At 56.3% G+C, this 14,431-nt stretch carries 1 protein-coding gene; it reads right to left on the bottom strand.

The window, feature by feature from the left end; translation table 11 throughout:
• Nucleotides 1–333 precede the first annotated feature (333 nt).
• Complete coding sequence (locus K5L82_RS02130) at nt 334–14,406, bottom strand: VCBS domain-containing protein (protein WP_223132991.1); 14,073 nt, start codon at nt 14,404–14,406, stop codon at nt 334–336.
• Nucleotides 14,407–14,431 lie beyond the last annotated feature (25 nt).

Here is a 14,431-nt window from a genome sequence, read left to right as displayed (position 1 = left end):
CTTGCGGAATTTGTAGGTAATTTAACCAGGGCCTAGAGCAGACCATAAAAATATCGAAACACCCGTTTTTTCCGCCCAAAAGCAAGCAAAATCGGGCATTTTTTTAGGATCGTTGGGGATAACACAATACGGTTACCCACAAACTCTGTGGAAAACTGTGTTAGCAAGGTAAGGACACACGGCTGGAAGGCTTGGTATTACTGAACTTGCGCATCTTGAAGGGATTTTGATCAGGTGAGTGCACTCCCGACCAGAATGAAACAGAAAAAAACCTCAGCCGTACACTGGAACAGTGACGGCTGAGGTTTTTAGTAAGTTGACGCTGAAGGCTAATTAATCCACAAGCACAATATCTTTTGCGATTAACAACGTCGCGTCACCGCCCCCGCTAACGCTATGAGTATATGTGACATAGCCACCATCGGTAGCGCCTTCCGTCCACTCGTTCGTGTTTAGATACACCGAATCCTCTGTGCTACCGTCAATCTTCAGCACGTTGCGGTCATCGGTCATATCCAGCACGTCCTGAGCGCTCAACCCGTCACTTACTCCGCCGATCGTATTGGCCCCATTGATACCGAGACCAATCGCTTCGATGTTGTCCAGGTTAGTCACCAAGTCACTTGTGCTCAGGCTTTCACTAAAGCGTAGCTGGATGGTGTCATCGCCTCCTCGGCCATCAATTAACTGCCCAGTCCAAAGCAAATCGTCGTTTCCAGCGGTTCCAAATTGCTCAGTCACCGTCATGGTAATTTCTTCCCAACCGGTCCAGTTAGAAGGCGTTTCAGGCACGGCGCTTTCTACAGTCTGCCCTCGTACCTCGACGGTACCCAAAGCATTTTTTGCCTGCACAAAACCAAGCCCATCCGCTTGCGCCGACGACAACCCACTGATGGTGTATGTGTCTGCACCCGCATTATAAGCGACAGCAACCGAACTGCTGCCATCGCTGATCAGCGTTTGCTCAATGTAGAACGCAGCATTCTCACCCAACCCACGGAACTCCAAAGTGAGCGATTCGGTGGATTGATCCTGGTAACTTCCCGCATCCGGCCCGACCTTGGTGGAATCCAGAAACTCCTGATTCAGGTTTAATGGAATGATATTGCCTTCATCCCCGAAACTCGGGGTTGGGTCCAGCGTCACGCCATTCGCAACCGCCTCCACCGTTAGCGCAAAGCTTTCTTCACTGACCGTGTTGACTTGCCCACCTTCGCCAGAAATCACCTGCAAGCGCATGTCTGACAAGGTCCCGCTCCAGTATTGCGGTGGCATAATGGCGACGTAAGGAGGAATCTGGCCATTTCCAAGTAGCCAGCTGTTGGTAACGCCATCCCCGCCTGCATTGTTCGACAGACTCGCTAATGTCGCATCGTTGGCATCGTTGCCCACGTATACCAAAAAGTCATTTGGCAGATTAGCTAGCAGAACTGTGCCAACACTTTCTGAGCCATCGTCATCGACCAGACCACCGTCAGTAACGTTCAGTTTGATGAGATTGGATTTATCGGCCGCAACCTGTTGCTCAGGATTCTCATTGCCCGTTGCATCGGCCACAGCAAAATCGTATCCGCTGTTTGCGGGTTTGATCGTGGCCACCGACGTGCCTTGTCCAAAGATCGATGTTGCGGCGCCAGTTTCCTGACTTTCGATCCAGCTGTTGATCGTCACCGAGCCGTCAGCATGACTGCCGTTCGCCCGATACCGAACGTCAACCGCAGTATTCGGTGTCACCCCATTCAACACATAGTAAGTACCATCCGGTAAGCCTAACGAGGATTTACCCGACACCGCCTCAGAAATCAACGGGTCACCATTTGCATCGAGCAACGTGCCTCCACCGTTCACGTCGCTATCATCGAGCTGCAAATAAAGCTTACCGTCCACTAAGGCCCAATCACCCGCATCAGCCGCATTGCCAACATCAAAGGTGAACACCAGGTCACTGCCTTCGTTTACATCTGGCGCCGTGACGGCCACATCGGGCTCATCACTGACGGGAACAACCTGCTGCGACAAATTTAAATTTGCATCCGATCGATTGCCACTAGGCACGAATGTGGTCAGTGTTGCCGTGAATTCAAACGGACCGTCGGTTCCGTTCCAATCTTCAGGTGGTGTAACACCGATGCTATCAAGCAAGGCTTGCAACTGGGTGTTTCCACCCTGCCCTGACGCTGTCCAGACAGTCGAGCCGCCCACGACGGTCGCGGTCATTCCCGTAATTGACGCACCTGCGGGTAGTCCACTCAAGGTGACTGTAAACCCGTTATCAGTGACTCCATCTTGAATCTGACCTGTTACGGCTTCGCTCAGATTAAAGACGGTGTCTTCTGTCGGCTCATAATTGTTGTCAAGCCACTCAATTATTTCAGCCGGCTGGTCACCACCCGGCCCGGCATAACTGGTAGACACAAAAATCGATTCGCTGTCAGTTTCCAGCTGCTGGTTCCCTGCATCCTCGGTCGTTACTGTGATGTTGATTTCATGATTGGTTAAGTTGCCAGCGCTACTTTGGAACTTGAGAGTGAGCTGCTCGCTTAGCTCACCACTAAACGCTTTGTTGGTGATGAAAAGCCACTGGTCATTGCCAATGTAATCCGCACCCTCTACCACAACACCCTGTGGAACCTGACTCAACAGAATGCGAGTGAGCACCTCGCTGCCATCGTAGTCAGCGGCATTGTTACCAATGCTCAGGTCTACGGTTTCGGTGCCTGGATTACTTAAGCTGATATTTTGCCCGGCATTGACGGTTAAGGTTGGCGCGTCGGTCACCGGATTCACGGTTACCGTGTAGATCTCGTCGGTCTTGTCAGCTGCGTTTTCAGTGACATCTGCTACCGTAGCATCTGCTGCAGGGTCCGTTACTTCATAACGCACACCAAAACTCACATTGCCATGCCAGTTTTCGCTGCCTTCCACGTAAATATTGTTAATGGCTACGCCCGTGAGTTTGTACCATCCACCGTCTTTGATTACGCCGGGTTCGCCGCCCACCAGCGTCGCGCCATTGGCACCGTATGTGAGAGTAAAATTGGCCTGGTTGTCCACATCGGCCGCTTTGATCCAAACGGAGCTGATGATTTCATCGATATCTCCGTTTTGGTGCTTCACACCGAAGTCCAGCCGTGCGCTTTCATCTTCGTTTAGCGACGTGCTGGTCACCATCGCTGCCTCAGGCGACGGGGTTACCTTCACACTTACGGCGTGTTGGTCCGTTCGGGAATCACCGTCGTTTTCAGTGATTATGCTGAATAGGGTAAATTCCGCCGTACCATTGAAATTCGCCGGCGTGGTGATTTTGACAGAGTTGAGATCCGCTGCTGCAAAGCTCCACTGTCCGTTGCCAACAAATGTCGCTCCTTCAACGGCGAATCCAGTCGGCAAACTACCGATTTTAAAGGTCAGAACCTCGGAACCATCATCATCGGTCAGGCCAGTTTTATTCAGCAGTTCACTTAGCATCACTCCGCCATTGGCATCGAGCGTCGCCTCTTCAAAATTCTGATCAGCAACGGGTTTTACCTCGATGTCTGCTGGGTCAGCTACGCCCTTCGGTGCGACCTTGATAGTGAGATCAATATTCGCAGATGCATTTTCTTCGATATCCCCATTATCAAGTTCGAGCTTGTCGACGGTTTTTACGCCAATTTGCAGATCAAACGGTGTGTTGGAATCTTGTGGCGAAGTAATGGTCATGTTTCCGCCTTCGACCGGATCAAACTCCTCTATCGCCACTTTCCAAGTGCCATTACCGTTGTCAATAATATTTATATTTGATGGCAACCCGGTCGCACCCGGTTTTAGCGAGACACCGTCGTATACGATTTCCGCCCCATTCGGAACGGCATCGATCGTTACGATAAAGGTTTCTGAAGAGTCCGAACTGCTCGGCCGGATGGCCAAGTTCATGGTGTCATCTTCGTTGCCAGTGACACGAGCGGTGACCGTGGATGTCGGCGTATCGGCAACCGGTTTAATCAAAACATTGGTTAGTTCCGCATTGCCACTGATGGCTTCGACCACCGTACCGTCATTAGGATCAGTATCGCGGGTCAAAGTCTGCACCAACACTTTGAACTGCCCGGAAAACTCGGGGGGCGCCAAAAATTGCAGCGTGTCGAGGTACTCGACCGGCACTTCAATGGCATCCCCGCCAAAGATCTGCGTAACCCAGTCTCCGCCTGCATCTGTAGTGTCACCATTGGTCGAATATCGGAACTGGCTACCTAAAGTACCGGTTTGTACGCCGTTCCCATCCACCAGTTCGGGCATCAGTAGCGCGAACGTCTCTTCTGAGCTGTCTTGGTCTTCATTCGACCAGTTGTCCTTGAGGCTAAACCCACTCTCTGTGCCCAATGTGAACCACTGATCTTCACTTCCCGGTGTCGTGTAATCGCGCCCGTTGGTCATGGTGACATCATTGAAACCGTCACTATTGGAGTCGGTATCAGTCCGTTCGGCTACTGGAGCAACGGTGATGCCAACGGCTAATGACGGCACCTCCGCGCTGGTGACCGTTTTCGTATCCGAATCGCTGCCGTTCGTATCTGTGGTCGTCACCGATAACTCGATGGTGGCATCAGCACTGCTATGCGCTGGTGGGGTAATGGTGAAGCTATCGAGCACTGCTTCGCGTTGCCCCTCAGTCAAAACGGTGCCAGCGCCAGAATCATCATTGAAAGTAATTGTGTAGGTTCCACTAATGCCATCACCACTAGTGCTCCAACCTGCGCTTGAAGCTGGCGGCGACACCTCCCACCCTGCAGGCACACCAAAGGAAACGGAGTTAATCACCTCAGAGCCGGTGCCAGTGTCTGTCACGGCCACATTCTCAAGAAAGCTGACCGGAGTATCTTCTTGCGTGCTGACATCGCCTGCTTGCACATCTCCGGCAACAGGTGTCACCTTGAGGTTAAGATCAATACTGTTGTTGGTAGTGTTCGCTTCAGCGATTCCATCTACAGGCCCTGCCTGGTTCAGGTAACCATCGGCATCCTTATCCTGCGCATTGATCGTCACCTTGATGCCATTCAGATCCCCACTGAAATCACCCACCCCACCAACGGTAATATTGGGGAAGCTGCTGATATCACCCGTCTGGCCATTCGTTCCGGATTTGTCATTGATGGTGACGCTGTTACCGTTTGCCACTTGCTGGCCGTTCACCAAAATGGCTTGCCCCGTGGTATTTTCGAGGGTAATCGAGCGCACCTCCGAGTCATCCAGATCCTCAAAACTGGCACTGAGGATGTTTTTCAAGTTAAAGGTAGTGTCTTCTTTAATCGTGACGGTAGCCTCTGTATTGCCATCTGTGCCGCCGTAACTCACCCCATCTCCGGTGGTTTTGCTGGTATCAAACACCAGCTCGGCATCATCGGTGACAGCCTGCACCTTAACAGCCACGCTGATATTGGATGTGGCACCCGCCACGCCGGCCAATTTGTTACCGGAGGCATCCACCTCAAAGCTGGTCACCGCCATATTGACGGTAAAGTTTTCGCTCGCGTGTAGCGGTGGCTTTACTGTCATCGCCTCGAAATCGGCCTTGGACATGGTGAGGCCGGAAATCAGGCCATTGATATGCTGACCATCATTGAGTGCGATGGTCACGCTGCCGCTGGCATCAACCGTGTAGCTGGAGCTACCATAGGTCAACAGGGCCCCCTCGGGCAGGCCGCTCAAGGTGATTTCGCCCAACCGTTCCGGGTTATCGCCATCATCGACACCGTTCTGATCCGTATTATCGGCGATCACGGGTGCATTCAGGCCAAGGGCTACAGCGGTATCTTCCTCAGTACCTATCTCGGTTGCGTCGACGCTGAGCGTAGGCGCATCGGCAACGGGTGTCACGGTCACCGTGACCGTGTAGGTTTTCTCTTCGTCATCAGTGGTCGTGGTATACGTAAACGTATCCTCTCCACTGTAGTTTCCTTTAGGCACATAAGTAATGGTGCCTAAAGGATTTACAGTGGCTGTGCCATGGGCTGGCGCGACCGTACCGCCGGAGCCATCGCCAATAACCGTGTTGCTTCCCGTCGCATCAGCATTAGTGTTAAACGTATTATTTAAGCTGTCTTCCTGCACAGCCACCAATTGCGCCTGATTCGGATCAGGAGCATCATCCATGACGGTTATGGTGAAGTCGGTTTCCAAAGGATCTCCGTCGCCGTCAGTCACCCGAACATGCTCAAACTGAAGATCCAATCCACTCACGGAATCACCGAATCTATTAAGGTGATCAATAGGCTTGCTTAGCGTGAACAGATAGCCCGGTGCCCCGGTGGCATCAGTGATCTGTACGGTAAACACAGGGTCATTTGCGCCGCCACTCTGCGTGTAACCAGTAAGAGTGTGACCATCACCGCTAACCAAATAAAGTACGTCTTCGCCACCGGACTGCAGGCCAATAGCCGTCAAACCGGCCGTTGTTGAATCACTTGATCCCTGAGTAAATTCAACGTTGCCCGCACTGTCCGTTCCGAAATCCACATTCAGACTGTTACCAATCTGAGTCTTACTGGCGTCTTCTCCCTGACTACCTCTTGCCAAATAGGCCTCATCAACCAATCCGTCAGCCGGAGCTGCGGTGATGGACGGGCCATCATCCTTAAAGCTGAACTTACCGCCCACATTTACCGACTGACTGGCGGCATCCCCATCACCATCGGTGGCGGTCGCAACCAGTTGAACCGTTCCGTCCGCCAAACTAAGCAGATCGTTTTGATCTGATTGGTTCGGGTGCTTCAGCGCCCGGCTCTGAGTCAACGTTGCCGCACCGGTGGTTGGGTCAATGACGATACGGAAGGCTTCAGTTCCACTGGCGTTGTTACCAACGCGCCCCACGACATCCGTACCATCCATAAACAGATAAATATCGGTGCTACTGGTAGTGTCAGTCACACCACTGGCGGTGCCATTCGTTACGTTCAGGCTGTAAACGGTGCCTTCCGTGATGGCCGCGCCATCGGCGCCGTAGTTAATATCGAATACGCCGCTAACAAAGTCCGCATCGGTAGCGCTCACACTGCCTGCCGCAAAGTTGCTTTCATCTACCGTGACGCTACCCGGCGAGGTGCCACTTATGGCAACCAGCGGTGCATCGTCCGCAATTGTGATGGTCACGGTGTTGGTCACCGTGTTGCCGTATTGGTCTTTGGCCGTGTAGCTGAAGGTGTCAGTCTCAGGCCCTGCACCATCTGCGGTAGCTTGGCTCAGGGTGTAGTCGAAGGTGCCATCTGTCTTGATCGTCCAGGAACCCAAAGTAGTACTGCCACTTTGAGCCTCGGTCACGGTCCACCCCGGCTGCAGGTTCAGGTTGCCACCGGAGATGCTTTCACTATCGGCAGCCGCCTCGGTGCCATTCGCCAGGCCGGCTTCATCTACGTTGCCGGTGGTTTTCACCTGTGTGCCGGTGACATCGGCCACGTTGATGGTGAGTGTGGTTTCCACCAGGTCACCGTCATTGTCTTTGACGGTGTAGGTGAACACATCTTGCGCGTCACTGGTTACCACATTGGCGGTAGATACGTAGGTGTAGCTGCCATCGGAATTCAGGGTCAACGTGCCGTATGTTCCGGCGATTGCCTGCCCCACATTGGCATTTTCTGCTGCTGCGCCTGCACCTGCAACAACACCCACCACGGCATTGCCATTGTTAGTCCAGCCATCAGCACCGGCGGTGTCGTTGCTTAACACGCCACTGGAGGCGTCCACGTTCAGGGTGGCGCCCTCGGTCACATCGCCGAAATCAACCCTAGCGACTGGCTTATCGTCCACAATGCTGATGACCAGATTGCTGGCCGGTGCGGAATCGCCGTCGGCATCGATGACTACAAGCGCGAAATCGGCGCTGGTGTTATCGCCGTTGGTCTCTGCTGGCAGAGTAAAGCTGTAATAGATTGTGCCTTCGCCGGTGGTGACGTTGTGCTCGTATCGCGCGGTCAGACCGTCAGCAAAGGTTTGGTCACTGGTGGTCAGCGTATGATTACCCAGCGTAATCGGGTCCGTGCTGTTCAAACCATCTTTTGCCGTGAAGCTGATGGTGCCGCTGACGGTTTCCTTTCTGGTGGCGGCTTCGGTACCGTCGTTCAGCCCGGACTCATAAACGGCGGTCATCGCGCCACCCGCAGCCGGTACGGATGTGGTTGGCGTGTTGTCGGCAATATCAATGGTCAGCGTAGCAGTGGAGGAGTCGGCATCACCGTCGCTCAAGGTGTAGGTAAAGACATCCTGAACGCCACCCTCGCTGCCGGGATTGCGGGCATAGGTGTATGAACCATCGGAATGGATGGTCAGCTTGCCGTAGGTGCCATCAACGGTTTGTGTACCGATGCTCGGTACGGCAGTCGCAGTGCCGGTGGTGCCGCTCAGAATGGCTGTAACACTGGAGCCATCGGCACCCTGGGTGTCATTGCTAACGACATTACCGGTGATGTCTTCAATGCTGCCTGCGGGGACGGAATCGCTGTCATTCACTGCAGTCGGCGCGTCATCTTCCACCCGCACCGTCAGGGTGCCGTTGGTGGTGGCATCGCCCGCGTCGGTCACGCTCAGCGGAACATCCAGAGTCAGCGCTGCATCTTCGGCACCGCTGTGGGTCTGCTCGCTGGTCAGAGTATAGGTGTAGTCGAGGGTGCCACCCGTCGGCACGCCGCCCACGGTGCTGCTTGCGGTAAAGCCGGTCAGCACCAGAGTGCCGCCCGCCACGGCAATCGCCGCCGACGGAGCAGTGGCACTCAGGGCATTCAGCTCGGCCAGAGTAAAGCTCTGGCCGCCGACGGTGATGCTCTGCAAGCCATCCGCCGCTGTAATCGTGAGGGTACCGTTCGCCGCTTCACTGTTGCTGGCCGCATCGGTGCCGTCTGTCAGACCACTTTCCTTGACGGTGATATGACCATCCACTCCGGCGGTAGTGTCGTCAGCCACAATGCTCGGCGTGCCATCGGTTTTTCCATCGATGGTGAGCGTGATTGTGGTCGTGCTCCAGTCACCGTCTGCATCCTTGATGGTGTAGCTGAAAGTTTCGGTGAGCGTCTCACCGTCCTTCAGTGCATTCACAGCGGCATTGTCGTCATCCAGGGTATAGCTGTAGCTACCGTCGGCGTTCAACACCAGGGTGCCGTAATCACCGGCCACGCCGGTGCCACCCACGTTGCCACTTTGCTCTGCCGTGGCGCTGCCTTTGCTCACGCCGGTGACGTTCGTCGTATCGGCACCGATGGCATCCTGGCCACTGCCTGCGTCAGTGATCACGTTGCCTTCCAGCACCGCGCCGTCTTCGGTGACGGTGCCGGCATCGGCGTTCGCTACCGGGGCGGTGTCGGTGATCAGAATATCCAGCGCATCGCTGGAGGTCACATCCGCATTATCGGTCACCGTGATGGTGAAGCTGTCACTCACGCTGTTATCACCCGCGCTGTGATCCTTGGCGGTGCCCGACTGCTGGTATTCGTAAGTGATCTCGCCCGTGTTGGCGTTATAGCCAGTCAGAGTCAAGGTGCCTTCACTGCCGGTGACCGTCTGGGGCGTGGTGTTCAGCGCTGCCAATTCGGCTGGTGTCAGCGTTGTGCTACCCACCTGCACGTTCTTGAGGCCATCCGGTGCCGTCACCGCGAAGCTACCGGTGATCGAGTCGGTCGCGTCTTCGGCAATGCTGTGTTCACCCGCCTCCGCGCCGTTGTTGTCGGCGATGGTCACGCTTGGATCACCATCGGTGTTGCCGTTGATAGTAATCGTAATCGTCGCGGTGGACTGATCCCCGTCTCCGTCGGTCAGGGTGTAGCTGAAGGTATCAGCCAGCGTGTCGTTATCTTTCAGGGCATTGACGTTTGGGTTGCTGTTATCCAGCTGATAGGTGTAGCTGCCGTTGGCTTGCAGGATCAGCGTGCCATACTGGCCGCTGATCGCCGTGGCCAGGTTGCCATCGGCAACATGGCTGCCCGCAGCAACCGTGCCCGCCTGGGCACCTGTAACGGTCGCGCCGTCAGCTCCTTGGGTATCCGCAGAGTCACCCGCAGCCACGCCACCAACGAGTATGTTACCGCTCACCGGGTTCGGTGTGCCATCTTCGGTAATGCTGTGGGTATCGTCCTGCGCCACCGGTACGTCATCCACGATGCTGATGGTCACGGTGTTGGTGACCGTGTTGCCATCGGCATCCTGAGTGGTGTACTCGAAGCTGTCGGTAACCGCATCGCCAGAGGTGGTATCGGTCAACGTGTAGGTGTAGTTGCCGTCTTTATCGATGCTGAACTCGCCGTGCTCGGTAGACACGTTGGTCTGAGGCACCGCTTCCACACCGGCCGGCAAGGTCACCGTGCCGCTGGCTATCTGGCTGTCATCACCTGCGGTGGAGCCACCGGTGAGACCACTTTCGTTCACACTTTCCGTGATCGGCGTTTCAGCCAGGCTGACATCGGCTACGTTGATGGTCAGCGTCGCGGTGTTTTCGTCACCATCACCATCGCGCACGGTGTAGGTGAACACGTCTTGCTCGTCGCCGGTAACCGCATCGGCGGTGGAGACATACTCGTAGCTGCCATCGGCGTTCAGGGTCAGGTAGCCGTACTGGCCATCAATGCGGCCAGCCACGCCGCCGCTGGACGCAGTGCCGGTATTTCCGGCCGCCACCCCCACCACGGCACCTGCCGTGGCCCAGCCATCGGCACCGGCGGTGTCGTTGCTCAGCACACCATCGGTGGCCGTTACGGTCAGGGTTGCGCCTTCGGTGACGTTACCGGTGTCGGCGAACGCCTGCGGCTCGTCGTCTTCCACCCGCACCGTCAGGGTGCCATTGGTGGTGGCGTTGCCCGCGCCGGTCACGCTCAGCGGAATATCCAGCATGAGCGCGTCATCGTTGGCCCCGTTGTGCGCCTGCTCGCCCGTCAGGGTGTAGGTGTAGTCGAGAGCGCCTGCCGTCGGCACGCCCCCTACCGAGCTACTGGAGGTAAAGCCGGTCAGTTCCAGAGTGCCGCCATCCACCGCAACCGTTTGTGGTGTTGTCGCCAACGCATTCAGCTGCGCGAGGGTAAAACTCTCGCCACCCACGGTAATGCTCTGCAAGCCATCCGCCGCCGTAATCGTGAGGGTACCGTTCGCCGCTTCACTGTTGCTCGCCGCATCGGTGCCGTCCGTCAGGCCACTTTCTTTCACGGTAATGCGGCCATCCACGCCGGCGCCATTTTCATCATTGGCCACGATGGCTGGGGTGCCATCGGTGTTGCCGTTGATGGTGATATCCAGCTGGGCAGTTGCTGTATCTCCGTCCCCATCCTTCAGGATGTAGGTGAAGCTTTCGGCTAGGCTAGCGCCGGTTTTAAGCGCATTAACATCCGCATTATTGTTGTCCAGCTCGTAACTGTACGAGCCGCCCGGGCTGATGGTCAGCGTACCGAACTCGCCGTCAATCACCAGATTACCGTTCAGGTCAGTGGTCGAGGTATTTGCGCCCACATTGTCACTAACAATGGCACTGACGGTCGCGCTATCGGCGCCCACGGTATCCGCGGCGTCGTTAGCGGAGGCGTTGCCACCGCCAATCACGTTGCCACTGGCCGCCACGTTGCTGTCTTCGGTGATGCTGTTGGCATCATCAGCCGCGGTCGGCGCATCGTCGACGATCTTGATTCCGAGATTCTGCGTCGCGGTTTCACCGTCTTCATCCTTGGCCGTGATGCCAAAGCTGTCGCTGACATCGGTCGCATCGACGGACGGTGCGTTCTTCAGGGTGTATTCGTAGTCGACGGTGATGGTGCCATCTGCCGCCTGGTTATACCCGTTCAGCACCAGGTCACCGTACTGGGTGGTGACCGTCTGGTTTGTTGTGCCGAGGTTTTCGACCTGAGCCTTGGTCAACACCAGGCTGGCCGGATCACCGTTCGCATCGGTGTAGGCAATGGTGACCGCATCGGTATCCGCCAAACCGTCCAGCGCCTTCAAGGTAAAGCTGGACGCAACTTGGGTGTCGGCCGCGTTCGGGCTGGAGCCGCCGGTCAGTCCACTCTCGAAGACCACCTGATCGCTGGTGTCGCCATCCGGTGTGGTCGCGCTGGTGTCCACCGGCACGTCCAGTGTCACACCGTCGTTGGTACCGTTGATGGTGATCACAAGATCGGCACTGGCCGTGTCTGTGTCGCCATCGGTCAAGGTGTAGTTAAAGATGTCGGTCAGCGTTTGATTTTCACTCAAACCCTGAACGGCGAGGTTGCTGTTATCCAGCGCGTAGGTGTAGGAGCCGTCCGGGTTGATAGTCAGCGTGCCGAACTCGCCCTCAATTACCAGATTACCATTGAGGTCGGTCGTCGAGGCATTAGCGCCCACATTGTCGCTAACGATGGCACTGACAATTGCGCCATCCGCGCCCACTGTGTCAGCAACATCGTTGGTGGAGGCATTGCTGCCTCCAATCACATTACCGGTTACCGAAGCTATATCTTCAGCGATGGCATTCGCATCGTCGGCTGCGGTCGGCGCATCATCGACCACTTTGATGCCCAGCGTTTGGTTGTCGGTATCGCCGTTGCGATCGGTTACCGTGATGGCAATGTTGTCCCGGGTATCGTCACCGGCAACTTGCGGCGCACGCTCCAGAGTGTAGTTGTAATCAATCGTGATGGTGCCGTCGGCTGCTTGGCTGTAACCATTGAGCACCCATTCACCGTATTGGGTGTCCATCGTCTGGTTTTGAGTCGCCAGCGCTTCAACCTGCGCCTTGCTCAGTGAGAGCGTGCGCGCCTCGCCGTTCACGTTGGTGTACGCCAGCGTCACACCACCGTCGGCCGCCAGGCCATCCAGCGCCGTGAGGGTAAAGCTGGAGTCGACCTGGGTATCGGCTGCGCTCGGGTTCGAGCCATCGACCAAGCCGCTTTCAAAGACGACGTGATCAGTGTTGTCGCCATCCTGCGTGGTCGCGGCGGTGTCCGCCGGTACCGTGACGGTCACGCCATCATCGGCGCCGTTGATGGTCAGATCCAGGATCGCGTCCGCGGTATCCCCATCGCCATCGGTCAGGGTGTAGGTGAACGTCTCGCTCAGGCTTTCGGTAGCCAGCAGGCCCTGTACGTTCAGGTTGTTGTTATTCAGCACATAGTCGTAACTGCCATCGGCCTTGATGGTCAGGGTGCCGTACTCACCGTCAATCACTAGGTCGCCATCAGCATTGGTGCTGGGCATATTGCCGTTAACATTGTTGCTGACAATGGCGGTCACGGTAGCGCCATCGGCGCCCACGGTATCCGCGGCATCGTTGGCGGAGGCACTCGCGCCGCCAATCACGTTGCCGCTAGCCGCCACAGTGCTGTCTTCGGTGATGTTGTTGGCGTCATCCTCTGCAAGCGGGGCGGTATCGGTGATCAGAATATCCAGCGCGTCGCTGGACGTGACATCGGCATTGTCGGTCACCGTGATGGTGAAGCTGTCACTCACGCTGTTATCACCTGCGCTGTGATCCTTGGCGGTGCCCGACTGCAGGTATTCGTAGGTGATCTCGCCCGTGTTGGCGTTATAGCCGGTCAGGGTCAACGTGCCCTCTGTACCGTTCACGGTAACAGGGGTGGTCTGTGACAACCCGGCCAGATCCGCCGGTGTCAGAGTTGTGCTACCTACCTGTACGCTCTTGAGGCCATCCGGTGCCGTCACCGTGAAGCTACCGGTGATAGGGCTGGCCGCGTTCTCGGCAATGCTGTGCTCGCCAAGCTCGGCGCCGTTGTTGTCGGAGATGGTTACGGCGGGCGCACCATCGGTGTTGCCGTTGATGGTGATGGTGATCGTCGCGGTGGACTGATCCCCGTCTCCGTCGGTCAGGGTGTAGCTGAAGGTATCAGCCAGCGTGTCGTTATCTTTCAGGGCATTGACCGCTGGGTTGCTGTTATCCAGCTGATAGGTGTAGCTGCCGTTGGCTTGCAGAATCAGCGTACCGTACTGGCCGCTGATGGCCGTGGCCAGGTTGCCGTCGGCGACCGGGCCAGCAACGCTGCCCGCCTGGGCTCCGGTCACTTCGGCACCGTCAGCGCCTTGGGTATCCGCTGCATCACCGGCGGCCACGCCGCCGATCAACACGTTGCCACTCACCGGATTCGGTGTCGCATCTTCAGTAATGCTGTGGGTATCGTCCTGCGCAACCGGTACGTCGTCCACAATGCTGATGGTTACAGTGTTGGTGACTGTGTTGCCATCGGCATCCTGGGTGGTGTATTCAAAACTGTCGGTAACGGCATCACCCGAGGTGGTGTCCGTCAGCGTGTAGGTATAGCTGCCATCTTTATCGATGCTGAACTCACCGTGCTCAGTGCTGACATTGGTCTGCGGCACCGCTTCCACTCCAGCCGGCAAGGTCACCGTGCCGGTGGCAATCTGGCTGTCATCACCCGACGTCGAACCGCCTGCCAGACCGCTTTCGTTCACACTTTCGGTGATCGGGGTTTCAGCC

The sequence above is a fragment of the Marinobacter sp. AL4B genome (assembly GCF_019916045.1).
Classification (GTDB): Bacteria; Pseudomonadota; Gammaproteobacteria; order Pseudomonadales; family Oleiphilaceae; genus Marinobacter.
The sequence above is the reverse complement of the archived record's forward strand: the minus strand, read 5'-3'. Positions and strand labels throughout refer to the sequence as shown.